Origin of the sequence: Sphingopyxis sp., from assembly GCF_036675685.1 — a bacterium.
Taxonomy (GTDB): Bacteria; Pseudomonadota; Alphaproteobacteria; order Sphingomonadales; family Sphingomonadaceae; genus Sphingopyxis.
The window spans coordinates 148,337-173,442 of the sequence record NZ_JAKFEM010000011.1; the positions used below are offsets into that span (position 1 = coordinate 148,337).

A 25,106-nucleotide genomic window follows, 5' to 3' on the forward strand; every position below is an offset into this window, starting at 1 on the left:
GTCCCATCCCGCCCCCCGAGCCCCGAATGGCTTCCGCCGCGACAAGGAGTGCGTCCGCGGCAATGCGGTGAAGCGATAGGCGGCGTGCGGATTGCGGGTGGCAAGGACCGCCGTTTCGCGGCATGGCTTCAAGCTTCGGCCGCCGGAGTCGCGGGGATGGCTGGCCGGAATTTCGCACGAACGACAGGGCCGATATGGCCCGCAAAGGGGACGAAATGGACGGACGGGCTAGCCTCAGTATCGCCGCCGACGGCAGCGATCTCGCGATGATCGCCGCGCGGAGCGCGGGCATCTGGATCGGGCTGTCGCTCGACGAGGCCGCGCTTTCGAGCCTCCGCCGCGACGGACTCGACCCTGCCGCGCTGCGCTTGACCGGGCTTCATCCGTTCGAATTCCAACCCGCGTCCGATGGCGGGTTCGACGTGATTGCGCATGCGAACGACAATGAAGCGGCCGAGGCGCTGCTCGACCTGTTCCGCGTCTATTTTCTGCGCCGCCTGCTCGCGGGCCGCGTCGACGGCGTGCTTTCAGAATAGGATTTCGCGCGGCGCCGAAGGCCTGCCGCGCGGCGATATTTCAGGCAAACGCAAAGGCGCGCGGGCGTTGCCCGAAAGGACTCGCCCGCGCGCCTTTTCCTCCCTCCCCGCCGCCCCGCGAGGGGCGGCGCGCGGGATTTCGGGCTTCACTCTTCGGCGGAATGAAGGGGCGACGAAGGCGCCGCCCCTTCGCGGTCAGGCGGCGAGCGCCGCCGGGACGTCCTCGCCCCCGCCTTCGCTCGTATCCGCACCGGTGCCAAGGCCTTCGGGCTTGTTCGCGCCCTCGCCCTCGCCCTCGCCCTCGCCAGCGTCAGCCGTCTCGCCCGCGTTTTCGACCGGCGCGTCGGGGTCCGGCGCGGCGTCCGCCATATCGCCATCCCCGGCCGCGCGGCGCGCGGCATCCTCGGCATCGCGCGCGAGGATATGGAGCATCCGCTCATGCGCCGCGACGCTCCCGACCCCGCCGCGCGCGGTATAGGGCGACGGCTCGAAACGCATCCAGCGGGGCACCCAGCCGCTCACCTGCGGCCGCCCGTTGCTGCCGCCCAGATGGTCGGTAACGATGGCCTTGAGTATCTTGGCCTGGCTCCCGGCATTGGCAGCGGCGACATCCGCGCCCGCGACCTCGGCGACGATATGGCCGAGCACCTCCTTGTCGCGGATCAGGCCCCAGAAAGCGGGATCGGGCGTCCAGACCTTCGCCATGTCGACGCCAAGGTGAAAGCCGATCATTTCGAGCGCCTCGCTCCCCGCCGCGAGCGTCTCGCCCATCACGATCGCGACGATTTCGAGGACAACCGGGTCGGGCAGTTCGAGCAAACGCGCGAAGAGCGGCGCGAACTGCCGCCCGCCGCCATAGCCGCGCCCGGTGACCGTCAGGCTCTCGGGGTCGAGATCTAGGACGGCGATCACCGCGCGGCGGCGCTCGTCGAACATCACCTCGCTGCCGCACGTCTCGACGCTTTCCTGCACCTCGTCCTTCGCGCAGACATAGGATTGGACATCGACGCGAAAATGATCGGCGCTCGCGATGACATGCGCGACGAGCGCGCGCAGCGCGATCCCCCCATGTTTCGCCAGTTCGGCGCGCACCGCCGCGTGGCGGTGAAGGTCGATATAGGCGTTGGTCGCGCTCGTGACCTCCGGCCGCATGGCCTTTTCCGGCACACGGCCCGCCTCGCCCTTGGCGCGCGCGGCGGCTTCCTTCTCGGTGAGATAGCCTTCGTGGAAGCTCACCTCGCCGCTCTTGCGGACCTCGACATAGATGCGCCCGCCCTGCCGCTTCGAAGTGTGGCGGTGATCATAGCGGTCGAAGCGCTGGCCGCTGTCGAGGACGATCACGTCGCTCCACCCGTCGGCGAGATAGGCGGCACGGCGCGTTTCGACCTCGGCCATCTGGCGCGGCCAGAAGGTGTCGACGTCGGCAATCAGCGCGTCGCCCTCGAACAGGTCGGCAATCACCGCGACCTTCGCTTGCCCGACGTCGAACAGCGCATGCGCGGCCTTGATCGCGGTGCCGCCGAACAGCCAGTCCTTCAGGCGGAAGCCGGTCGGACAATAGGCGTCCTTGTCGTCGAACAGCGCGAGCCATGCCGACTGTTGGCTCTTGCTGGCAAGAGTCAGCTGCCTGACCGTCGTCTGGTCGATCTCGCCATTTTGATAGAGCGTACGGATGCGCGGCAGCAGATGGCCGAGCGCGAGGATGCGCTTCACCGTCTGCGGTTCGAAGGCGAAGTCGGCGGCGATCTCCTCGACATTGCGTCCCGCCTTGGCGAGCCGAACAAAGGCTTCCCACTGGCTGACCTCGTCGGGGGCGACGCGCGCGAGATTTTCAAGCATCGACGCCTCGATGGCGTCGGCGTCGTCGCCCTCGTCGAGGATCGCGCACGGCAGCGGGCGCGCCGCGCCGCCGTCGCGCACGATATTGTTCATGGCGGTGAAGCGCCGCCGCCCCGCGAGGATTTCGAACGGGATATCCTCGGCTCCGGTCCCGCACCGCTCGCGCACGAGCAGCGGAATGAGGATGCCGCGCTTGCGGATGCTCGGCTCGATGTCGCCGACATCGGGGTCGCGCCCCTTGGCGCGCATATTGGTCTTGGCCACTGTAAGCTTGTCGAGCGGAATAAAATCGAGTTTCATGACATTTGCTCCATGTGAGCACCGGTCCCGTCCGGGGGGTGGAGTCTCGGCGGGACCGGCTTGATTGACGGCGAAAACGCGCCGCCTCGCCTTGCCGCCTAGAAAGGCGGAAGCTCGTCCTGTTCGCAGCCCGACGACGGCGGTGCGTCGGCCCCATCGGTGGCGGCAAGCCGCAGCGGTTCCCCGACGCCGCCTTGGGAATCGCGCGCTTTGCGGCGCAGGGCCGCCTCGGCCTGAACGATGGTGCCGAAGCGCCGCGCCGCGTCGGCCCAGACCGAGAGCGGCGCGAGACCGTCGAATTGGAGGTCGCGCTCGATGGCGAGGCCGAAGGGCAAGCGCACCGCCGCGATTTCGCGCAGCGAGAAGCAGCCGAGTTCGGGACAGCCGAAGCCGAGGTCGGCAAGGCCGAACAGCGTGTCGCCGTCGCTGTCGATCTCGGTCGCGAGCCATGTCGCCGCGCCAACGGGCGAGAAGAATTTAACGACCGGACGCGGGTCGAAACGCCCGCCCTGCGCTGCGTGAATGCGGCCCGTCAGCGCATTGGCGTTGAGTGCGAAGCGGAGATTGGCGGGGAGCAGGGTCATCGCGCCGCCCTCCCGTTCCATGCCGCCGGCACCGTCGCCTCGCCGCCATGCGCGGGCGCCATCTCCGCCACTGCGCCCGATACGGATCGGAGTGCCCCCGCCGCGCGTTGCGCCGCATCCGGCGCGAAGCCGAGCAGATAATCCGCCGCTTTCGAGGCGAGGCTCGCGGCTTTGAAGATCGCGCGCGTGTCGGCACGCATGATTGCGAGCCAAGCGCCGAGATAGTCCGCGTGGCGGACGGTGGGGCGGATGCCGAGCGCGGCGCAGAGAAACGCGCTCGCCAGTTCGGCGCAAAGCTCCTCGCGGCCATAGGCACCGCTCGCGAACGCCCCCGACTGGTCGCGGTCCAGCCGCGTCTTGTGGCCGGTCCAGTGGCCGAGTTCGTGGAGCGCAGTGCGATAATAGTCGATCTGCGCGAAGAACGCCTGTTGCGGCGGAAGCGCGATAAAGTCGTCCAGTGGCGAATAATAGGCGTCGTTGCCGCCGATACGGATATCGGCGCCACTCACCGCGAGCAGGTTCTCGGCGTGCGGGATGATCTCACGCGGCGGCAAGGACCCGTCGAGCGCGGTGCAGCGATCCGGGAGGCCGTCGACCTGCGCGACGTTGAACACGGTGAAGCGCTTGAGGAACGGAACCGCGCGCTCGCCGTCCCCTACCCCGCCCCCGGTCTGGTCCGCGCCCGCCGCTTCGGCCGCGCCGCCGTCCTTCGGCGTGAAGCGCGCGGCATAGAAGATCGTCGTGCCCTTCTCGCCCTTGCGGACCTGCCCGCCCGCCGCTTGCGCCTGACGAAAGGTCAGCCATCCCTGCCCCGCGAAGCCGCGCCGCGCCGCCTCGGACCACAGGATGAGGATATTGATGCCCGAGTAGCTGCGCCGCGTGTCGGCGTTGCGCGGCAAGCCCGGCGCGAAGGCGGCGGCGTCCCAAGGCTGCGCCCATGGGAAACGCCCCGCCTCGAGTTCGGCAACGATCCGCGCTGTCACCTCGTCGTAGAGCGACGCGCGCGACGGGTCGCCTTGTCCGTCCTTGTCGCCGAGCGGGTTCATGTCGCCGCGCGCGCGTGGTGCGCCGCTGCGCTTGGTCGTGGCGCGGTCCTGCCGCGCTGCCTCGCCGCGCGCTCGCGCGCGGCGCTCTATGGGTGAGGCCTTGTCCAAACCTTGCGGGAAAGCATTCACGGCGCGTCTCCTCCTGACCGAAATCCGCCGCAGCCGGCCCCGGACAGCGGGGCGGGCGGCGAATCCACGGACAAGGGGACCGCCCCCGGAGGCGGCCGCGCACCCGCAGGGCCGCAGCGAAGCGAAGGAGCCGGGCGAAGACCGGCTTGCGTGGGCGCCGGGCGGTCCCACAGGCCGTGCGCCGCCCGCACCGATGTCCGAGGTGCCGGCACACCAAAGCGCCGCCGCGCGCCCCGCGCGGCGCCATCAGCCGCGACCCCGGCGGTGCGGGTGTCTGTTCGATATGGGTGTGAAATTGGGCGCGGAGGCTTTCCAAGCCGACCGCTCGCGACGCGGCCCTCGGTCGCCCGATCGACATCTCGCTCCCCAATCCAGACGGCCCGGAGCCGGCCCGAAGGGCCAAAATGAGAGGCGCCCTTGGCGAGCCGCAGGCGCGGCGGCGTGCGCGCGCAGCTGTGCTTAGCCGCCGCCGCGCCAAGACCAGCGAGCCCAAGAGCGCCGCGTGGCCCACCGTGCAGCGCGCGACCTCTGGCGGCGGCCCCGCCGCCAGTGTGCGCTCCTTTCAGGCCGCGCTCCTCATCAGCAACCTGGTCGACCTTGGCCCAGTTTCTGTCCTGCCAGCCCGGAGAATCCCGCAAAAGGCAAACGAGCCGCAAACGCCGCTCGCGGTTCAGTGACCATAGAGGGAGACATAGCTGGCCCTCGCGAACTATGCTCCGCTAACGCCGCGCCGCAGCGGAGCGCGGCGCGTGAAACCCCGTACCGTCGGCGGCTCCGGCGCGGCCCAGATCCCGCTCCTTCCGAAATGGACCAGTATCATCTGAAACCATATTGCACTCTGGCGCTTGCGCGTTATTCTGTGCGCGCATCGGGCGGAGGCGCACGGTGCCGGGCGTGAGAACCCGCTTGAACCTATAGAGTTTTCATTGCCATCCTGCCGGGTGGCCGCTGCGTCTGTCCAGGCCTTCGGGCTAAAGGCAGCGGCGCACGTTCAAGAGTGTTCTCGTCGCCCGGCTTCAAAACCGCCTTTCCGCCTCGCGCGGAAAGGCGGAGGCAATGGACTATGACGACAGCATCGGGCGCTCCGGGCTCGCCGGCGACGATCCGCTGCCGCCCGAGGATTGGTCGGGCTTTGCCCGCACCGCGCGCCTCGACGCCATCTATGCCGCGCACCAGCCCGAGCTTCGCCGTTATCTCGCCTCGCGCGCGCCGCGCCAGGACGTCAGCGACCTCGTCCAGGACTGTTTCCGCAATCTCGCCGCGAGCAAGGGCCAGGCGCTGGCGCTGATCGAGAAGCCCGGCGCCTATCTGATTCGCACCGCGCGCAACCTTCTCGCGATGCGGGCGCGCACCGGCGAGCGGCGGATGCAATCGGCGCACGACAGTTTCGACGAAACCGCCGTCGCCGGCCCCGATCCGCACGCCGCGCTCGAGGCGCGCGACGCGATCCGGCGCATCGAGGCCAGCCTCGCGCGCCTTAAGCCGAAGACGCGCGAGATTTTGCTGATGCACAGGTTCGACGGGCTAAGCTATGAACAGATCGCAGCGGCAAAGGGACTCACGGTCAAGGGCGTCGAATGGCAGATCGCACAGGCAATGAAGGCGATAGACCGAGCACGGACGGCGAAGCCTTGAACGACGGCGCGATGGACGCCTCTGACTGGTTCGCGCGCATGCGCACCGGCGACGCCGAAACCTACCGCGACGAATTCGAAGCCTGGCGCCGCGATCCCGCCAACGCCGAAGCCTATGCCCGCGCCGAGGAGAATTGGTTGCTTCTCGGCGGGATCGCGACCGCCCATCTCGCGGCGCATCCGCCGTCGTCAAGCACGTCGCGGCGACCGGGCTGGGCGCTCGCTGCCGCCCTTCTGCTCGCGCTGTCGCTCGGCGCCGCGTGGCTGCTGCTCGGCGGCAGCGGCGACCCGGTGATCGTCGCCAGCGAGGAGACCGGCGCGCTCACGCTCGACGACGGGACGCGCGTCACGCTCATCGACGGCGCCAAGGTAACGCCGCAGTACAGCGCCGGCGAACGCCGCGTCGTCATGACAGGCGGCCGCGCGCGTTTCGATGTCGCGCACGATGCCACCCGGCCGTTCCGCGTCGAAGCCGCGGGCTCGGTCACCACCGCGCTCGGCACCATCTTTGAGATCGATCTCACCGGTACCGCGCCGCTGGTCCATCTCGTCAAGGGATCGGTCGAAATCCGGCGGCTCGGTAGTATCACGCCGCCGATCCGGCTGCGCCCCGGCGATACCGCCGAAGCCGCGAAGGAGGGTCCGCACCTTCTCCCGCGCGAAACAGCGACCTTGCCAATGGCGTCACCGGTAGATGTTCCCTCCACGACGCTGCTCGTTGCCGACAATCTGCCGTTAGGCGCGATCCTCGAGCGCGCCAATCGCGTCAATGCGGTGCCGATCAGGCTCGCCGACCCGGCGCTCGCGACGCGCCCGGTGACCGGGCGCTTCGACATGGCGGGTTCGCCTCTGCTGGCGCAAAAGCTCGCCGCCGCGCTCGGGCTCACGGCCTCGGAAGCGGACGCCCAGATCATGCTCGCGGACGCCCGAAGAAAAACCTAGGTCCAAATCCCGCACCGGCATCTTCCCACCCAGACGGCCATCGAGGCCGCAAGGGAGGGACGAATGAACAAGACAATCCTGGCCATCTCGCTGGCATCCACCTGTGCGAGCATAGCTCTATGCGCGTCGGCGGCGCAGGCGCAGACCGAAACGCGCTCCTATGATATCGCCGCGCAGCCGCTCGGGGAGGCGCTGCGCCGCTATTCGGAGATTTCGGGCCGGGAAGTTCTCGCCGACGCCAATCTCTTGGCGGGCAAGCGCGGCCGATCCGTGCGTGGGCACCTCGCGGCCGACGCGGCGCTGTCGCGACTGCTCATCGGCACGGGACTGTCGGCGGAAATCGTCGGCGGCGCCTTGGTGCTGCGCGCGGGAAACGATGCCGCGGCGCCGATCTCGACTGACGAGGCCGACGCCGCGATCGTCGTCACCGGTACGCGTATCCGAGGCGCGGGGCCGATCGGCTCGCCCGTCACGACGATCGACCGCGAAGCGCTCGACAGGAGTGGGCGCACCACCCTGAGCGATTTTCTCCAAACGATCCCGCAGAATTTCTCGGGCGGCCCCGCCGAAGCCAATGTCGGGACGAGCGCGCGCGGCTATGCGAACACGAACCTCACCTATGGCACGGGGATCAATCTGCGCGGGCTCGGGAGCGGCTCGACGCTCACCCTGTTCGATGGCGCACGCCCCGCCCTTGGCGGCGGGTCGGGGGCCTTCACCGATCTGTCGCTCGTCCCCTCCGCGGCGATCGAGCGGGTCGAAATCCTCACCGACGGCGCGTCGGCGATCTATGGCAGCGACGCGATCGCCGGCGTCGTCAACATCCGCTTCCGCGACCGCTTCGAAGGCGCCGAGACGCGGCTGCGCGTCGGCACCGCCGACGGCGATTTCGGCGAAGTGCAGGCCGGGCAGCTACTCGGTGCCCGCTGGAGCAGCGGTCATCTCGTCGTCGCGGGCGAATATTATCGCCGCGGCAACCTAGCATCGAGCCAGCGCGCGTTTGCCACCGAGGATCTGCGCGCCTTCGGCGGCCCCGATCTCCGCTCGAACTTCGCCAACCCCGGGACGATCGTCGCCGCCAATGGCCAGCACTTCCTGATCCCCGCGGGACAGGATGGGTCCGCGCTCACGCCAACGCAGCTCGTTCCGAGCGCCGGCTTCAATCGCGGCGACACGCGGCGCAACATCGACATCCTGCCGCGTCAGGAAAGCGGGAGCCTCTATGCATCGGCGCAGCAGGATCTTGGCGACCATTTCTCGCTGTTCGCGCGCGCGCTTTATGCCGAGCGGCATTTCGCGGCGCGCCAGCGCGTCTTCGGCATCACCCAGCTCACCGTGCGCCCGACCAATCCCTATTATGTGGATCCGCTCGGGACGGGTCAGAATATCAGCGTCTATTATGATCCGACCGCCGACTTCGGACCCGAAGGCGTCCGCGGCTCGTCGCGCGCGCTCAACACTGCCTTTGGCGGGCGCGCCGCACTCGGTCGCTGGTCGCTCGAGCTCTCGGGCGGTTACGGGCTGCAGCGCGAGCGCAACGACGGCGTCAACATCGTCCATCGGCTGCGCCTGACCCGCTCGGCCGGGGCGACGACACGGGCGCAGGCGATCAACCTGTTCGGCGACGGCGCGGTCAATGATCGCGCGCTGATCGACAGCTTGCGCGGAAGCCTCACGCGCGGGGTACGCTATCAAAACTGGACCGCCGCCTTTCGCGCCGACGGGCCGCTCTTCGCGCTGCCGGCGGGCGAGGTGAAAATGGCGGTCGGCGCCGAATATCGCCGCGACCGGCTGCGCTACAGCCAGACGATCGACCGCAGCGCCGAAACGCCGACGACGTCGGGAATTCCGGGCCTGCCCGATCACCGCGCGGTCAAGGCCATCTATGGCGAACTCGTCGTCCCCGTCTTCGACGCGGGCGCGCAATTCCCCGGCGCGCTCACCCTCTCCGCCGCAGGCCGCTACGAGGATTATTCGGATGTCGGCGACACGGCGAATCCGAAGTTCGGCGTGCGATGGACGCCGACCCGCGGCGTCGCGCTGCGCGCTTCCTATGGCCGGTCGTTCCGCGCGCCCTTCTTCGATGAACTGGTCGGAACGGCGAACGCCTTTTACGAGACGATCGCCCTCCCCGACCCGCAGTCCCCGAGCGGCCAGACCGTGGTGCTTGGCCTGTTCGGTTTCCGGCCCGACCTCGGACCCGAGAAGGCCGCCAACTGGACCGCGGGCCTCGATCTCGAACCCGCGATCCTGCCGGGCGCCAAGCTCAGCCTGACGTGGTTCGATATCCGCTATCGCGACCGGATTGCGACCGCCTCCTTAGACCTGTTCAACTTCCTCGCGCGGCGCGATATCTACGCGGCGATCATCGACGACGCCCCCGATCCCGCGACCATCGCGGCCTATTTCGCCGACCCGAGCTTCACCAACACGCTCGGCGTCGCGCCGGGCGAGGTCGGCGCGATCGTCGACGGACGCACGCTCAATCTCTCCAAAGCAAGGGTGCGCGGGCTCGATTTCGATGCCAGCTACGCTCGCCCGATCGGCAATGGCGAGGTTTCGCTCTCGATCGGCGGAACGCGCCTGTTCACGATCGACAACCAGATTACCAATGCGGCGCCGGCGGTGAACGTCGTCGGAACGCTCGGAAATCCCGGCAAGCTGCGGCTGCGCGGGCGCGCAGGCTTGGCGCACGGTGCCTTCGATGGCGGCATCGGCTTCAACCATGTCGCGGGATATCGCAACCTCACCGTGACCCCCGCCGAACGGGTGAAGAGCTGGACGACTTTCGATCTCCAGCTCGGCGCACGGATCGGCGATACCAAGACGGGAGACCGCGCGCTGCGGCTTGCGCTCAGCGTGAACAACCTGTTCGACACACCGCCGCCCTATGTCCAGTTCCGGACCGGAAACTCGGCCTTCGGCTATGATCCCGAACAGGCAAGCGCGATCGGGCGCACGATCGCATTGCAAGCGATCGTCGCGTGGTGATCATGTCCCTCCTTCTCGCTTCCGCCGCACCGCCTCCGACGGCGCCAGAAATCGGGCGGACGCCGGTGTCGGCGCGCGACCTCGTCGAGGTCGCCGAGATCGGTGCCCCGACGCTTTCGCCCGACGGGCGCCGGGTTGCCTATCGCGTCAGCCGGCCATCGGTCGACCACAACAAGATCAGGCTCGACTGGTATGTCGCGACGCTCGGCGGCCTGACCGAATTGCATGTCGGGAGCGGCGGCGACGCGATGTTCGATGGATCGGGCGGCGTCGCCGACCAGGTCCCCGTCTGGGATGGCGATTCACGGGGGCTTCGCTTCCGGGCGCGGGTCGATGGGATCGTCGCGATCTGGCACTGGCGCGAGGGGGAAGCCCTGCGCCGCGAGATCGTCGACGCGGCCGACATCGTCGACTTTGCCGTCTCCGCCGATGGCGGAACGCTCCGTTACACGGTGGGCGCGAGCCGCGCCGAGATCGCGGCGGCCGAAGACAGAGCGTATCGGGAGGGCGTCCTCGTCGATCACCGGCTCGACATCATGCAGCCCGTCGCGGGGGGCGCGGTCGAGGACGGCAAACGCGTCATGCAGCAACTCCCGACCGAATGGTTCGAGCGCGAGCGGCTGCTTTGGGATGCACCGCGCACGCAGAAGTTCGTCGCGATAGGCGAAAGCCCCAAGGTGTCGACGCCGGTCTTCGCCGACGCCTCGCCAGCGCAGGCCAAACGCGTCGCCAGCGCCAGGGGCGCGGTGGCAGAAATCACCGGATCGGGGGATAAGCGCCTCGTGCGCCTAACATCGCCCGACGGCACGCCGCCGACATGCGCAGCTCCCGTCTGCCGATCTCCAGCGCTCACCGCGCTCGCGTGGCAGCCCGGAAGCGGCGCGCTCCTGCTGTTCGAGCGCGAAGGCTCGGCGCGCGAAACCGTCTATCGATGGCGGGTCGGTGCGCCCACCGCGCGCCTTGTCGCGACAATCGATGGCGCGCAGCGAACGAGCTACCGGGCGCCACGCTGCGCCGTCGGACGTTCAAGCCTGATCTGCGCCGAGAGCGCCCCCGCCGATCCGCCGCGACTCGTCGAAATCGACATCTCGACCGGTGCGCGACATGTCCTCGCCGATCCCAATGCAGCGCTGCGTGGCCGTATCCTTGCCCGCGCCGAGACGATGGAATGGGGCGCCGATGTCACCGGCATTCTCCTGCTTCCACCACGGTCGCGCGGACCGCTGCCGCTCGTCGTGCAATATTATCATTGCGCGGGCTTCCTCAAGGGCGGCGTCGGCGATGAAATCCCGATGCTCCCGCTCGTGGAGAAGGGGATCGCGGTGCTGTGCATGGACCGAACAAGGAGCCCCAACGCGGAGGCGGCCGACGCCGGATACCGGCTCGCGCTCGCGGACATCGAACGCGCGCTCGACGATCTTGCCGCCAAGGGCATCATCGATCCGGCGCGGGTCGGGATCGGCGGGCTCAGCTTCGGCTCCGAAGTCGCGCTGTGGGCCATCCGTCACTCGAAGCGCTTCGCCGCGGCGACGAGTGCGTCGGGTCAGATTTCGCCGATCTATTACTGGGCCAATGCCCTGCCCGGCCGCGGCTTCCCGGAAATGCTGAAACGCTATTGGGGTCTGGGCGATCCCGATAGCGACACGGCGCGCTGGAAGGCGCTGTCGCCGACGGCGGACGCGGCCGAGATCGATACACCGCTTTTGATGCAGCTTCCCGAGTCTGAGGCACGCTATGTCGTCGAGTTCCACACCAAGCTGAAACGCGCTGGAAAACCGGCAGTAATGTTCGTCTTCGCCGACGAACCGCACATCAAGAATCAGCCCGCCCACAAGCTCGCGGTCTATGCGCGCAATCTTGACTGGTATCGTTTCTGGCTCAAGGATGAAGAAGACGCCGATCCTGCCAAGCGCGTGCAATATACGCGCTGGCGGCAGCTGCGCGCGGGGGCTCCGCAGGAGCCCTTGCCCGCACCCGCGCCGTAGGTCCGTGCCGGGCGCACCCTCCCCGGTGTACGCCCGGCCGGCTCGACATCGGCATCACGGCCGCCCGATGATCGATCGAACCCAACGTTCGATGTCCGCAAGGTGGAGCAAGCGGATCACGGCGACGCCGTCGGCGCGCACCTTGCCGTCGATCAAGGCCGCGACGGCGTCGCAATCGATCAGCGACTCCGAGGCCAGCCAGCCATCGAGCAGGAAGTGCCGGAGCGCGGTGCGGTTGAGGTCGAAGGACGGATAGAAGAGCGACTCGATGCGGCCCTTGATCCGCCGCGCGAGAATGATGTCGGGCAGGTCGGAGCGGAACGTGTCGCGTGCGAGCGCCCGGTCGCGCCCGCCCTCGAACCACTGCCAGCTCGGCACGCCAAGGCCATATTCGACCAGCGGCTGCGACAGCAGCGGGGCGATCATCGGCAGCGCGAGCGCGCGGTCATAGCCATCGAGGAACGGCTGGATCGGAAGCAGCTTCAAGGCGTAGGTGCGCTGGCCCGGCCAGGCCGTGGATGCGCCGTCGAACCAGGGATGCTGGGGCGGGTTCGCTGCGAAGCGCGACGAGAGCAACGTCGCGTCGGTTGGCCAAAACGCGCCGGGCACGACGAGCTTGCGGGCGGCGAGCCGCAGGGCTTTCCAGATATTGTCGTTCATTACGCGTGCGAGATCGCCGGCAGCGCGCCAGGCCGCGGCGGGTCCCGCGAACCGCAGCGCGTCGACGATGGGTGCGGCCGAGGTCAGATACCCGAAGACATTGTCGCCGCCCGCTCCGGTGAAAATCGCCTCGGCGCCATAATCTTTCGCAGCCGAAAACAGCGCGCCATCGACCGGCGCAAGGAGTCCGAACCCGCCCGGTCGCGGCCGGAGATGCCGCAGCGGCGCCACGGGGTCGGCCGCCTCGCCCGCGAGAAGCAGTTCGAAAAGCGGCGCACGCGCTCGGTCCGCCGCGGCACGCGCATAGACGCGCTCATCCCCGTCGGGATCGGGCGTCGCCATCGTGATCGCGCGCCACGGCGAACGGCGGCCGGCGAGACAAGCCGCCACGATCGAGCTGTCGAGGCCGCCCGACAGCTCGAGCTGGATTCGTCCGAACCGTCCGCTCCACGCCGAGACGACGCGCATGACCTGACTGCGCAAGGCATCGGGATCGGCGCGCCGCGACGCATCGACATAGTCCCATGGCCGCCAGCTCTGCGGCAAGGCGGTGGGCGCGCCGAGCCGTACGATCTCGCCGGGCAATATCTCGCGAACGTCCTTGAGCCCGGTCGTGGGGCTGCGGAGCAAGGGTATCCGTAATTCGGCATCGATCGCCTGCGCATCGGGGCGATCGAGCGCGAAACCGAGCGACCGTGCGAGCGCGAGATCGGTAAAGGCGATCCGTGAGCGCGAATCCGGGCCTTGAGGCCCTTCGGCGCCGACGACATGATAGACGGCGGGACCGGTGATCGGCGAGCGCAGGATATGCGGGGCGCCATCCTCGGCTTTCCACATCACAATATAATTGCCCCAGAGGCGGTCGATCGCCCATCGACCCGCGCTCTCGATGATCGCAACAGCCTCTTGCGGCGCCAAACGATCGCAAGGTTGATCCCGACCCTTCCGGAATGCCCAGCCGATCAATATCGCGTCTCCCATAGCGACGACCGGCACATCGGCATCACCGACAAGCGTCGCGGCGCCGACGGCGGCGAGGCGCACCACACCCTGCGGCAAGGCGTCGTGCTCACTATGCCCCGTAACAAGAGCGAGACGGAGGGTCACAGTTCGAACACGGGCGTAAACTCCCGGACAATGTCGAAGGGATCGGACAAAAGAAGGTTGCCTGACTGCACCCAGCAATGTGCTGCGAAGGGCGCAAGGCGCACGCCGAAGTAAAGCTCCGCCGGTGCCGAGCGCCGCCAGAGGCAGGTGGCGAGCGCGAGGCTGTCCGGAACACATCGGCGGGCCGCCGGAACGAACATGCGCGCTTCCGCAAAACCCCGAGCGATTGCGGCGGCCCTGTCGCGGTCGCTCACGGCCGAGCCAGACGATGCCGAGCGCTGACGACGTGCGATCCGGCGCTCCAGGCGGCGCCAGCGTTCTAGCGTCGGTGCGAGGCCGGCGGCGCGAAGCGACAGCCGCGCGCCGAACATCGCGCGGCCCGCTTCGAGCGTACCGACGCGCTCCCGCGGCCCGGGCAACTCGAGCGCGCTTTCATCGAGCCCTGTCATTTCAATCGGCGCGATCGCCGGACCCGGCCCTGACCCGATCAGGCCGCGCTCGGCGAGCCTGCTGGCGCAAGTCACGTCGATGGCGTCCAGGGCTCTTTTTGAGAGCGCCGCCAGCGTCGCCGCGTCGGCTTCGGCGAGAAGATAATAGCGATCGGCTGCGACATCGAGAGCGACGGCGCGGCCGCGAAGAAATCCGAAGCTGATATGAGCGGGCTGGTGGAAAAGCATGGCGCGTAAGGGCGCGGCGATGACCGCCGCGCCCTCGCCTGGTCAGTCGACCGAGATGCCGGCGTCGGGTTCGAGCTTGCGCCCGATCGATTCCGGAACCGGGAATTCGGTGCCGCGCGTCTCGACGCTGGCGACGCCCAGTTCTTCGATGCCGTTCTCGGCGAGGTCTTTGCGGTCCATGGGACCCTCCTTTCCAAACTGCCGCGAAAGTGCGGCAATTCAAAGGCTATGCCCCGAGGTCGATATAGCCACTTTATACGAAGCCTATTTCGCGATTGTTGTCAGAGCTGGCGCTCGGGTGGGCGCAGCAGCAAGGCCACGGCGCCCGCACCCGCTATCCGCCGGCGATGAAAGACCGCCACCGACCGGCGAAGAGCGGACCAGTTCGCGACCGCGAAATCCTCTTCCATCGCCGCGAGCTGCGCCTCGCTATCGGGGTCGCTTCGTCGTTCGGCGGCGCGCAGCATCTGGCTGCGATCGGTGACGTTGCCGATCGCGTGCCGCAGTTCACGGTTCTCCGACGTCAGCGCGATCGCTCGAAAGAGGCGCGCCACCCGGGAAGCATAGGCCGCGCCATCGGCTCCGCACACCGGACCGTCGAGCGGTGCCGGTCGGCCGGGCGCGCGCAGCGCCAGCCCGAGAAGCACCTGCGTCCAGACATAGATATCGCGCAGATCCGCTTCATTGTGCGCCGGCTGGTGGAAACCGTCCTGGTGCCAGCTCTCGACGAGGCGCTCGCCGCTCAGCCTGTGCAGTGCGTCGCGGACCGGGGTCGCGCTCGCCACCAGTTCGCGCGCCAGATGTACCGGGTCGAGCCTTGAGCCTGGGTCGAACGCCCCCGCCATGATCCGCGACTTCAGATCGGTGTAGACACGCTCCATCGTCGCCCCGGGACTCATGAGACCTGTCCTGCGGCCAAGCCGTTGCGCTGCGCCGCCAGATGATCGGCGAGCTGGTCTGCCTGATCGGGCCGCAGAGCGTCGACTGCGCCGAGCGGATCCGCGGGATATCCCCCAAACAGGACCGACGGACATTGTCCTTCGAAATTGCCAAGATTGGGGCGATGCTGCGCATAGCCGACGAGCGCGGCCAGCTCGGGTGGAAACATCTTCGCGACGTCGGGCGGGTATGCAAGCCACTGGTTTTCATAGGGCTTGAGCCAGCCAAGGCAGTAGCTCACGATGATGCCGCGGCGCACCGCCGAACTCTTGTTGCTGCCTGCGCCGTGCAGGGTCGAACCGAGGAAGACAATCGCATCCCCCGGCCGCGCCTCGGCGACGATTGGCGCGCCCCGTTCGTCCATATCGAGCGCGGCCGCGCCGTGGCTGCCGGGCCAGACCAGAGTCGCGCCATTCTCGGGCGTGAAGGGCGTCAGCGGCCACATGACATTGAGGAGATATTCGATACGCCCGATCTCGCCCCGCCACATATCCTGATCGCGGTGCGGAAATTGCGGCAAAGCTCCCGGATGGATCTCGATCGCCTGGGTAAGATTGAGTTGCAGGCGATCACAAAAGCGGCCGAGGACCATCTCGGCGAGCGCGAGGATCGTTGGATCGAGAACAAGGTTCGTCATGCCTTCGGACCGAAGGAGCAGGCGGCCGAAGCGCTTCGTGCGCTCGCCATAGAAGCCCCCCTCGCAAAAGGGCGTCGCTTCGTAGCGATCGGCGAGGTCGGCCTCGATCTCGGCGATCAGCGAGGGCCGCACGGCACCGCGCACGATCGTATAGCCGTCGGCGAGCAGCTCGGCCGCCTCTGCGAGGCGATCCGCGGGAAGAAGGTGGCTGTCCATGTCCTGCTCCTTCATGCCGCTTCGGCGGGAAAGTGCGCGATGGCCGCGTGCGAGACGATACCATTGGCCGCGAGCTTGCCGATCGTCGTTTCGTCGATGAAGATATGCAGGGCGACTAGCGGCCTTCCCTCGTGGACACGCGGCGCGCCGAGCGCGGAGCAATCCCAGCCGAAGATCGCGATCTGGTCGAACCACGTCCGCTCCGCGACACCCGTGTAACTCGCGATGCCGTTCGCCAGCGCATAGTCGGCCAGAGCAACGAGCAGCATGTCGCGCGCCCTCCGCCGCATTGCCGCGCCAATGCCGCGCGACAGGCAGAAGCGGGTGATCTCGCGAATGCTGGGGCCGCGCGGGATATCGCCTTCGACCAGATCGGGATAAAGCGCATCGAGGAGCGCCGGCCGGGTGGTGTCGAGCAACCGTGCCGAGGCCAGGTGGCGGCTCTCTTCATCGGTGACGATCAGATAGACGGCATCGCCATCGTCGAACTGGTCGAGCTCAAAGCGGCCAGCGAGGACTGGCAAATCCCAGCCGAGCAGGTCGATGAATACCTGCTTCCTCGCCTCGAACATGGTGCGCAGCGCGCGCCGCTCGCTGTAACGATTGGCGTTATTGACGATCAAAACCATTGGACTGTCTCCCAGTTGAAAGAGACAGTCCAATTGAAGCGAAAATCGGCGCCGCGCTATAACAGGAAACGGGGATATCCGAGGTCGGCGACGTCGCCGAAATGCAGGGATCCGTCGAAAAGCGCGCAGACCGTCAACCGTGTCCGGTTCGCTGCATCATAGCGGTGCCGCGCGTCACGGACGTGCTGCAGCACCGTCATTTCGCTGATGCTCATGATCTTCGAGATTTCCCAGTCGGTCTTCCCGCGCGCGATCCATTGCAGGCACTCGCGCTGCCGCGTCGTCAGGCGTCGAGGCGAAAGCAGGATCGGACTATGAACCCGCCGTGCGGCCTCGAAGGCGAAATTGGCAATCGATTGCGCAGCAACGACCGCCTCGTCGTTGGCGACCTCCCCTCGTCGCCAGGCGAACGAGCAGGAGCCGTGCGCGTCGCCGGGGACATGCGCCGGAACGGTGAGCCCGTCGCCGATGCCATAGCGCCGCGCCCGCGCAAAGACCTCACGATCCGAGGCGCGCATTTCGATCATCGCCGGAACATGGTGCCAGGCAAAGCCGGCGGAGGTGCGCTGACTGGCGCGGTGCACGGGGTCGGTCAGACCGAGCCGGTGATGATCGAACCACTCGGCCCATTCGTCGGGATAATTATGAACCCGAAGCCCGCTTCCAGGCGACCCAAGAAAATCGACATGATGGCTGAGCGCGTAAAAGCTGCAACCGAGCTGCCGACAGATTTCACGGAGCATGTCATGAAGATCTTCGCGGCCGCGAACTTGCGTGAACTCGAGCGCCATGCCCTGCGCCCCATCGAGATTGAACATATCGACTGCCGCGCACCCCGGGGCGTTTCAAGCCACCCGCGTCGGTCCGCCCTTTCAATATGCTGACCGACCGCGGCCTCTCGCTAGGCCAAATCGCTCAGACGAAAGAACGCCGCCCCCATCGCAGCTGACAAAATCGGTCACCGATAATATCCGAAAGTCATGGAAATATTTCAAGAATATTCTAGATATTTTTGTTAATGTCCAAATCGCCGCCTTGCGTGCTGGTCGAATGTGAGCGGGACTGGCGCTCCGCGACGCCTTACAAGTCGCTGCTTTATGCCGATCGCCGCGGCTTCGCCTGGGAATGGCTCCGCCGGCACGCACCCTACCGCCACGCTTGGCAGAGCCGGGACCGCTTGCCCGAGGAGTTCGGACTGCTCGCCTATGAAGACCCTGGGCACGCGCTCGCCGATGCCCGCCCCATCTGGTCGCCCGGCATCGACCCCTCCGTTCTGGCCAGCCATCCGATACGTCTACCCGCTACTGCTGCCGAGGACATGCTCGATATTCGAAAATTGTCCCAGTTCGTCTCGGTTGAAATCGACGATGCGGATATCGAGCACTGGCTTCTGACCGATGGCCAGTGGATTGTCCGCCTTGACCTGCACGACGGCACGCTGCTTGGCGGCCCGGTCTTCCTGGGGCACGCGCTCTCGGGCTTCCGTGCTGCGGAGCCGGGCATTGCTGCCTTGCGCCAATTGGGCGCGCTCGCCACAGCGGGGCAAATGCCGCCGGCGTTGCGCCCGCGCGAGCCGCGCGCAGTGCGCTGGGTGCTCGAGCTTCGGACCGCCGACGCGATGATCAGCGGAGCCTCGCATCAGGATATGGCGCGCGCCTTTTATGGCAAGACGGCAACCGGCGAGCGGTGGCGGCTGGAGAATGGCTCGTTTCGCTTACGTATCCAACGCCTCGCTCGAACGGCGCGGAAATATCTCGACGATCCGTTTTGCGGGCCCTGGTTCTCCGCGCGCGGATCTCACCCCTGAACGGCAAGCACGACCAGCCCTCAAAAGCGTCATCCGCGGCTTACAGTTCCAACCTCTTGCCACCGCCTTAAGTCGGTCGGCGAGCGGCGGTCGAAAACCGCTGCGTCGGTCGGTCTCCCGGATTAGAGGCAGTATATTCAGCGCGCCTTCCATTGGGGCGCACGCTTTTCCACAAAAGCACGTGGCCCCTCGGCGAAATCTTCGGTCGTCATCACGCGATCCTGCCCCTGCAAGCCGAGCGCGAAGAGATCATCGTCCGCCATGTCATAGGCCCGCCGGGCGACGGCCAAGCTCTCTCGGACGGCGATCGGCGCGTTCTGGTTGATGCGTTCGGCAAACGCAATCGCTTCGGCGACAGCATCTCCAGCGGCGGTGACCTTGTTCACGAAGCCGAGTTCGGCCGCGCGTGCGGCGGAGATACGGTCCCCGGTCGCAATCAATTCGAACGCCAAGGCGCGGGGTATGGCGCGCGGAAGCCGATACACGCCGCCGGCCGCCGCGATCAGGCCCCGGGTCACCTCCGGGAGAGAGAAAACCGAGCTTTCCGACGCGACGATCATGTCGCATGTCAGTGCGATCTCAAAACCTCCCGCCATTGCGAAGCCTTCGACCGCCGCGATCCAAATCTTGGTGCGGTGATGCTTGACGAAGCCAGCGAACTGGCCGTCGGTCGTGTAGAGGTCCTGCATTCGGCCAGCGGAAACCTCCTTGAGGTCGGCGCCCGCGCAGAAGGCCACCCCCCCCTCCCCTGTCAGAACCGCGGTCCAAAGATCCGGGTCGACCTCGACCGCCTTGACCGCGCGATCGAGGCCGGCGGCGACGGCGCCGTTGACAGCGTTACGCGCGTCCCGGCGCCGGATAGTGATCAGCGCCACATGCGGCGCGACGATTTCTACAGTGACGGCGTCCATGGCTCTTGATCCTCTCAATAGATTTCGAACAAACCGGCGGCGCCCATCCCGCCGCCAACGCACATCGTCACCACGCCATATCTGGCTTTGCGGCGGCGGCCCTCGAGGAGAAGATGTCCGGTCATCCGCGCACCGCTCATTCCATATGGATGTCCAATGGCTATCGCTCCGCCGGATACATTCAGGCGCTCGTTCGGGATGCCGAGCGTATCCCGACAGTAAATGACCTGGCTGGCGAAGGCCTCGTTCAGCTCCCAAAGATCGATATCGTCGACCTTCAGTCCATGGGACTTCAGGAGCTTGGGTATGGCGAAGACGGGACCGATTCCCATTTCGTCGGGATCGCATCCCGCTACCGCCATGCCGCGGTAGGCGCCAAGCGGCTGCAGGCCGCGCCGACCGGCTTCCACTGCGCTCATGAGCACCAGCGCTGCGGCCCCATCGGAGAGCTGGCTGCTATTGCCGGCCGTGACCGTGCCGCCGGGCTCCAGGACCTGGCCGCCCTTGTACGCCGGCGGCAAGCCGGCAATGCCTTCCCGCGTCGTACCGGGGCGCATCCCCTCGTCCTCGGTAAGGGTCACCTCGCGAAGGCTGGTTTCGCCCGTCGCCTTGTCGGTCACGGCCATTGTAGTTGGGAGCGGGACGATCTCGTCCGCAAAAATGCCGGCGGCGGTTGCCGCGGCGGCGCGCTGGTGGGATTCCGCCGCCAGCACATCCTGCGCTTCGCGGCCGATATCGTAGCGACGGGCTACCATCTCCGCGGTTTCGAGCATTCCCATGTAGATGTCCGGGCGGTGCTCCACCAACCACGGGTCCTGCCCGCGGTACATGTTCATATGATCGTTCTGAACCAGCGAGATCGACTCCACCCCGCCAGCGACGACGATGTCCATATCGTCGACCATGATCTGCTTGGCTCCAGTGGCGATGGCCATCAGCCCCGACGCGCACTGACGGTCGATGCTCATCCCTGCAACGGAGGTCGGCAGCCCGGCCCGTAGCGCTGCCTGGCGCGCGACATTGGATTGCGTTGCACCCTGCTGGAGCGCGCACCCAAAGACGACGTCGTCGATCTCGCCGGACGAGAGACCCGCCCGGTCGACGGCATGCCGGATGACATGGCCGCCGAGTGTCTGCGGCTGGGTGTCGTTGAACGCCCCGCGATAGGCCTTGGCAATGGGCGTGCGGGCGGTGGAAACAATGACGGCTTCGCGCTTGGGCATACTGGTCTCGCTTTTCAAAAAGATTGCGGTCAGGGGATGGGTTGCCCGTCGGGAGCAACGAAGATGTCGATCTGGAGCTCGGCGGCAGGGTCATGGCGATAGGGTGCAAAATCGGTGACGCCCGCCTCGCGCAGCACATCGTCATCGAGCAGGAAGTTCCCGGTGAAAGCCCGGGCGTCACGCAAGAAGATGGCATACGCCGCGTCGGCCATGATCGCGGGGAGCCGCGATCGATTCATCAGCGCATCGCCGCCCAGTACATGCTTGATTGCGGCCGTTGCGACGGTGGTGCGGGGCCAGAGTGCGTTGAAGGCGACGCCATCGCTTTTGAACTCCTCCGCCATGCCGAGAGTGACCATCGACATCCCATATTTGCTGAGCGTGTAAGGCAGATGATGTGCGAACCAGTCGGGGCGCAGCGTGAGCGGCGGCGAAAGCGTCAGCACATGCGGATTGACGCTCCTGCGCAGATGCGGGACGCAGGCGCGCGACACCAGGAAGGTCCCTCGCATATTGATCTGCTGGATCAGGTCGAACCTTTTGACCTCGATCTGTTCGGACGAGGCCAGATCGATCGCGGATGCATTGTTGACGCAGATGTCCAATCCGCCGAAATGCTGCGCGGCGCGTGCGACGGCCGCGTCGATCGCATCGGCATCGCGCACGTCGAGTACCAGCGGAAGCGCCTGTCCTCCGGCTTTCTCGATTGCCGCGGCGGCGGTGTAGATCGTCCCTTCGAGCTTGGGATGAGGCTCTGCCGTTTTGGCGGCGATCACGACATTGGCGCCGTCGCGTGCTGCCCGCTCCGCGATCGCCAGGCCGATGCCGCGGCTGCCGCCAGTGATGAAAAGCGTCTTGCCCTTCAGATCCGTCTGCGCCGTCATGTCGGCAAGTCCGTAAATCGCAACGGAAGCGCCGACGTCGCAGCCGCTGAGATCGCGCGCCGCTTCATCGGCACACCCCCCCAGCGGCCCGAAGCGTTTGCCAGCGCCGTCCTTGCATTAGGCCCTTGCCCGGATGGAGAATAGCAGCGCGGCAAGCCGGCTCAGCCTTCACGCGCGATCTGCCAGCCGATTTCGGCCAATGGATGGGCTTTGGCGCCTACGGTCGCCGCATCTGCGCTGCTGGCCTGCCCGTCCTGGCTCCGGCGCCAGACTCCCTGAAGGATCGCCGCTACGCGGAAAAGACTGAACGCGAGATAGAAATTCCACTGGGGAATTTCCTTTCGCCCCGTCCGCTCGCAGTATCGACGGACATAGTCCGCCTCTTCCGGAATCCCCATGGCCGCTCGGTCGAGATCACCGAAACCGCGGAATAGATCGGCACCGACGCGCCAGACCATGCTGTGATAGGCGAAGTCCGCCAGGGGATCTCCGATCGTGGACAGCTCCCAGTCGAGCAGAGCGATAACGCGTGGCTCCGTCGGGTGGAAGATCATGTTGTCCAGACGCAGATCGCCATGGAAAATTCGCGCGGGTTGCTCCGGTGGCAAATTTTCTGGCAGCCACTCGATGAGCCTCTCCATCGCCTCGCAGCGAGCCCCTTCGCTGGCGCGATATTGCCTGGTCCAGGTGGCGACCTGCCGTTCGACGAAATGCTCGGGGCGGCCGAAATCCTCCAGCCCCAGGGCGAGCGGTTCGACTAGGTGAAGGCTCGCGACGGTCGCGTTCATGGCATCGAAAATGGCAGAGCGTTCATGCGGTGCCATGCCGGGCAGCCGCTGATCGTAGAAGATCCGTCCGTCGACGTAATCCATGATGTAGAAGGGCGAGCCCAGGATCGAGTTGTCGTCGCAAAAGGCGAGAACCTTGGGAACGGGAACATCGCTGTCGTGGAGCGCGTGGAGCACGCGGTACTCGCGCTCGATCGCGTGAGCTTTCGGGAGCAGCGGACCGGAAGGTTTTCTACGTAGGACATATTGGCCCGAATCGGCGACCAGCTTGTAGGTCGGGTTCGACTGTCCGAATCCGAACTTCTGCAGCGCACCGCCGCCCCGAAAACCCGCGACATGTGAAACAAGCCAAGCCTCAAGCGCTGGCAAAATCCGTTCAGTATCCGGGTTTTTCTGCGCTTCTTCTGTTGATTCCGCTACTCGAGACATTTGCCTCAAACCCTTCCTGTCGAAACTCCGGGGTAAAATTCACCCGGAGCCGATCGCCGCTTGCCATGTGGGATATTTTGATGCCACAATGTAGGACAATCTGCAATGCCGAGAGTCAAGGAACTGTGATGTTTGAATCGAGCGACCGGAGCGCTGCCATCGCCGAACGCCTGAAGGGATTCATGGCCGAGCACATCTACCCCAATGAGCGGCGCTATTATCTCGAGGCAGAGCGTCTCGGGCCGTGGTCGGTGTATCCGGTCGTCGGGGAGCTGAAGCCGAAGGCGCGCGCGGCGGGACTGTGGAACCTCTTCCTGCCCGTCAAAGAGGATCCGCAAGGCCTCTCCAATGTCGACTATGCCCCGCTGTGCGAGATCATGGGGCGGAGCCTCTTCGCCCCCGAAGTCTTCAATTGCTCGGCGCCCGACACAGGGAATATGGAAACGATCCTGCGCTACGGCACGGCCGAACAGAAGGCGCAGTGGCTCGAGCCCTTGCTTGCAGGCAAGATTCGCTCGGCCTTCGCGATGACCGAGCCCGAAGTCGCTTCGTCGGATGCCACCAATATCGGCAGCACGATCGTCCGGGATGGCGATGACTATGTGATCAACGGGCGCAAGTGGTACACCACCAACGCAACCAGCCCGGCGTGCGAAATCATCATTTTCATGGGCAAGAACCAGCCCGAGGGCGACGACCCGTATCGCCGCCAGTCGATGATCCTCGTACCGCGCGCGACGCCCGGGGTTCGCGTCATCAGGGCGCTTCCGGTCCTGGGCTTCTACGGCGTTCCCGATCGCGCCTCCGAGGTGCTTTTCGAGAATGTCCGCGTTCCGGCATCGAACATGCTGCTCGGCGAGGGGCGCGGTTTCGAAATCGCGCAGGGCCGCCTGGGGCCGGGCCGCATTCACCACTGCATGCGGCTGATCGGACTGACCGAGCGCATCCTCGAGCGCATGTGTCGGCGCGCGGACCAGCGAACGACGTTCGGGCGACCGCTTTCCGACCAAACGGTTACGCTGGAGAGAATTGCCGAGGCGCGCGTCGCGATCGACCAGGCTCGCCTCCTGACCATGAAAGCGGCGGAGATGATGGACACCGTCGGCAACAAGGCTGCCCGGCGCGAGATCGCGATGATCAAGGTGGCGGCGCCGCTCATGGCGCAGAAGGTCATCGATTCGGCGATGCAGATGTTCGGCGGCGGCGGGACCAGCAATGACCATCTGTTGACCGCGGCATACGCCACGGCACGCCTGCTCCGTCTGGCCGACGGGCCCGACGAAGTGCACCGCAACCAGATTGGCCGGCTCGAGATCAAGCGCTACCGCGACACCGACCCTGCGCTGTCGGGGGGGTTCAGCGACGTGCTGACATTGGCGGAGGCCGAGCGGATGGCAAGCGACGGCCTGTGGCCCAAGCCGAAGGATTTCGACGCATGAGCGGGCGGCTCTCAGGCAAGCTCGCGCTCGTCACCGGGGCGGCGCAGGGATTGGGCGCGGCGATCGCCCGGCGGCTCGCGGGCGAAGGCGCGCGCGTGCTGCTGACGGACCGCAACGAGAGCGGCGTGAAGGCCGTCGCAGAGGCACTTTCGGAGGAATTCGGCAGCGATGCTGCATATTTTGCGCGGCACGATGTCACGAGCGAGAGCGACTGGGTCGATGTCATAACCTATGTCGGCGAGCAGCTTGGCGGCCTCTCGGTACTCGTCAACAATGCCGGGATCGTGCTGACCGGATCGGTCGAGGACTTCACACTCGATGAATGGCACCAAGGCATGGCGGTGAACACCGACAGTGTCTTTTTAGGGACCAAGCACGCCCTGGCGCTGATGCGCGAGCATCAGCCGGGCTCCATCGTCAATGTGTCGTCGATCGCCGGGTTGATCGCCTCGCACAATTTCGCGAATTACAACGCCTCCAAGGCGGCCGTTTGGCTGCTGAGCAAATCGGTCGCGCTGCATTGCGCTCGCCAGGGCTGGGATATCCGCTGCAATTCCGTGCATCCGGCGTTCGTGCGCACGCCAATCCTCAACGACCTGGTCGGCGACCGCGACGAGGCCGTAGTGATGGCAAAACTGGCGAAGCAGGTTCCGCTGGGCCGACTGGGCGAGCCGGACGATGTCGCCCACGCGGTCGTCTATCTGGCTTCGGACGAAAGCCGTTTCATGACCGGCGCCGAGCTCAAGCTCGACGGCGGCATTTCGGCTATGTGAG

22 protein-coding genes are annotated in these 25,106 nt (G+C 66.6%); 8 read left to right on the forward strand and 14 right to left on the reverse strand.

Features of this window, described 5'->3' with window-relative positions:
• Window positions 1-215 precede the first annotated feature (215 nt).
• Window positions 216-536: a hypothetical protein gene (locus V6M50_RS06155; protein ID WP_332817673.1), complete on the forward strand. Its 321-nt coding sequence runs from the start codon at window positions 216-218 to the stop codon at window positions 534-536.
• A 195-nt stretch (window positions 537-731) separates the two neighbouring features.
• Here V6M50_RS06155 and V6M50_RS06160 read toward each other — a convergent pair whose 3' ends face one another.
• From V6M50_RS06160 to V6M50_RS06170, 3 genes are all read right to left on the reverse strand, one after another.
• Window positions 732-2,675 carry a ParB/RepB/Spo0J family partition protein gene (locus V6M50_RS06160; protein WP_332817674.1) on the reverse strand — a complete coding sequence of 648 codons (1,944 nt, stop codon included), beginning with the start codon at window positions 2,673-2,675 and terminating at the stop codon, window positions 732-734.
• Between the two features lie 98 nt (window positions 2,676-2,773).
• The gene (locus tag V6M50_RS06165) at window positions 2,774-3,259 is read right to left on the reverse strand and encodes a DUF2958 domain-containing protein (RefSeq protein WP_332817675.1); all 486 of its coding nucleotides are present in this window, start codon (window positions 3,257-3,259) and stop codon (window positions 2,774-2,776) included.
• Window positions 3,256-4,434, reverse strand: coding sequence for an ArdC family protein (locus V6M50_RS06170; protein WP_443030487.1), 1,179 nt, complete (start codon window positions 4,432-4,434; stop codon window positions 3,256-3,258). Before V6M50_RS06170 ends, V6M50_RS06165 begins: the two co-directional genes overlap by 4 nt.
• Before the next feature lie 1,056 nt (window positions 4,435-5,490).
• Here V6M50_RS06170 and V6M50_RS06175 point away from each other — a divergent pair.
• From V6M50_RS06175 to V6M50_RS06190, 4 genes are all read left to right on the forward strand, one after another.
• Window positions 5,491-6,069, forward strand: a complete 579-nt coding sequence (locus tag V6M50_RS06175) for an RNA polymerase sigma factor (protein ID WP_332817676.1) — start codon at window positions 5,491-5,493, stop codon at window positions 6,067-6,069.
• Window positions 6,066-7,010 (forward strand): FecR family protein, encoded by a 945-nt coding sequence (locus tag V6M50_RS06180; RefSeq protein ID WP_332817677.1) that lies wholly within the window; start codon window positions 6,066-6,068, stop codon window positions 7,008-7,010. Before V6M50_RS06175 ends, V6M50_RS06180 begins: the two co-directional genes overlap by 4 nt.
• A gap of 63 nt (window positions 7,011-7,073) precedes the next feature.
• Window positions 7,074-10,001, forward strand: coding sequence for a TonB-dependent receptor domain-containing protein (locus V6M50_RS06185; RefSeq protein WP_332817678.1), 2,928 nt, complete (start codon window positions 7,074-7,076; stop codon window positions 9,999-10,001).
• A gap of 2 nt (window positions 10,002-10,003) precedes the next feature.
• Window positions 10,004-11,986, forward strand: coding sequence for an Atxe2 family lasso peptide isopeptidase (locus V6M50_RS06190; RefSeq protein WP_332817708.1), 1,983 nt, complete (start codon window positions 10,004-10,006; stop codon window positions 11,984-11,986).
• 54 nt (window positions 11,987-12,040) lie between these two features.
• Here the strand turns inward: V6M50_RS06190 and V6M50_RS06195 are convergent, their stop codons facing one another.
• The 7 genes from V6M50_RS06195 to V6M50_RS06225 form a co-directional block, all read right to left on the reverse strand.
• Window positions 12,041-13,753 (reverse strand): asparagine synthase-related protein, encoded by a 1,713-nt coding sequence (locus tag V6M50_RS06195; protein ID WP_332817679.1) that lies wholly within the window; start codon window positions 13,751-13,753, stop codon window positions 12,041-12,043.
• On the reverse strand, window positions 13,750-14,430 hold the full coding sequence (locus V6M50_RS06200; RefSeq protein ID WP_332817680.1) for a lasso peptide biosynthesis B2 protein: 681 nt from the start codon (window positions 14,428-14,430) through the stop codon (window positions 13,750-13,752). The genes V6M50_RS06195 and V6M50_RS06200 overlap by 4 nt, the downstream gene beginning before the upstream one ends.
• Window positions 14,431-14,472: 42 nt before the next feature.
• Window positions 14,473-14,610, reverse strand: a complete 138-nt coding sequence (locus tag V6M50_RS06205) for a hypothetical protein (protein WP_332817681.1) — start codon at window positions 14,608-14,610, stop codon at window positions 14,473-14,475.
• Window positions 14,611-14,711: 101 nt separating this feature from the next.
• Window positions 14,712-15,329 (reverse strand): GntR family transcriptional regulator, encoded by a 618-nt coding sequence (locus tag V6M50_RS06210; RefSeq protein ID WP_332817682.1) that lies wholly within the window; start codon window positions 15,327-15,329, stop codon window positions 14,712-14,714.
• A complete protein-coding gene (locus tag V6M50_RS06215; RefSeq protein WP_332817683.1) occupies window positions 15,326-16,222 on the reverse strand; it encodes a phytanoyl-CoA dioxygenase family protein in 897 nt (298 codons plus the stop codon). The genes V6M50_RS06210 and V6M50_RS06215 overlap by 4 nt, the downstream gene beginning before the upstream one ends.
• Before the next feature lie 11 nt (window positions 16,223-16,233).
• Complete coding sequence (locus tag V6M50_RS06220; RefSeq protein WP_332817684.1) at window positions 16,234-16,851, reverse strand: acyl-homoserine-lactone synthase; 618 nt, start codon at window positions 16,849-16,851, stop codon at window positions 16,234-16,236.
• 56 nt (window positions 16,852-16,907) lie between these two features.
• Window positions 16,908-17,669, reverse strand: coding sequence for a LuxR family transcriptional regulator (locus tag V6M50_RS06225; protein ID WP_332817685.1), 762 nt, complete (start codon window positions 17,667-17,669; stop codon window positions 16,908-16,910).
• Between the two features lie 200 nt (window positions 17,670-17,869).
• Here V6M50_RS06225 and V6M50_RS06230 point away from each other — a divergent pair, with 200 nt between their 5' ends.
• On the forward strand, window positions 17,870-18,658 hold the full coding sequence (locus V6M50_RS06230; RefSeq protein WP_332817686.1) for a transcriptional regulator domain-containing protein: 789 nt from the start codon (window positions 17,870-17,872) through the stop codon (window positions 18,656-18,658).
• 137 nt (window positions 18,659-18,795) lie between these two features.
• On the opposite strand, the gene V6M50_RS06235 is transcribed toward V6M50_RS06230, so the two are convergent.
• From V6M50_RS06235 to V6M50_RS06250, 4 genes are all read right to left on the reverse strand, one after another.
• A complete protein-coding gene (locus V6M50_RS06235; RefSeq protein WP_332817687.1) occupies window positions 18,796-19,569 on the reverse strand; it encodes an enoyl-CoA hydratase-related protein in 774 nt (257 codons plus the stop codon).
• Window positions 19,570-19,583: 14 nt separating this feature from the next.
• The gene (locus V6M50_RS06240; RefSeq protein ID WP_332817688.1) at window positions 19,584-20,792 is read right to left on the reverse strand and encodes an acetyl-CoA C-acyltransferase; all 1,209 of its coding nucleotides are present in this window, start codon (window positions 20,790-20,792) and stop codon (window positions 19,584-19,586) included.
• A gap of 29 nt (window positions 20,793-20,821) precedes the next feature.
• Window positions 20,822-21,676, reverse strand: coding sequence for an SDR family oxidoreductase (locus tag V6M50_RS06245; RefSeq protein ID WP_332817689.1), 855 nt, complete (start codon window positions 21,674-21,676; stop codon window positions 20,822-20,824).
• Window positions 21,677-21,837: 161 nt separating this feature from the next.
• Window positions 21,838-22,833, reverse strand: a complete 996-nt coding sequence (locus V6M50_RS06250) for a phosphotransferase (protein ID WP_332817690.1) — start codon at window positions 22,831-22,833, stop codon at window positions 21,838-21,840.
• 188 nt (window positions 22,834-23,021) lie between these two features.
• Between V6M50_RS06250 and V6M50_RS06255 the strand changes: the two genes are divergently transcribed.
• Together V6M50_RS06255 and V6M50_RS06260 are read left to right on the forward strand one after the other, a co-directional pair.
• Window positions 23,022-24,332 carry an acyl-CoA dehydrogenase family protein gene (locus V6M50_RS06255; RefSeq protein ID WP_443030488.1) on the forward strand — a complete coding sequence of 437 codons (1,311 nt, stop codon included), beginning with the start codon at window positions 23,022-23,024 and terminating at the stop codon, window positions 24,330-24,332.
• The gene (locus tag V6M50_RS06260; RefSeq protein WP_332817692.1) at window positions 24,329-25,105 is read left to right on the forward strand and encodes an SDR family oxidoreductase; all 777 of its coding nucleotides are present in this window, start codon (window positions 24,329-24,331) and stop codon (window positions 25,103-25,105) included. The genes V6M50_RS06255 and V6M50_RS06260 overlap by 4 nt, the downstream gene beginning before the upstream one ends.
• Window position 25,106: the final 1 nt, after the last annotated feature.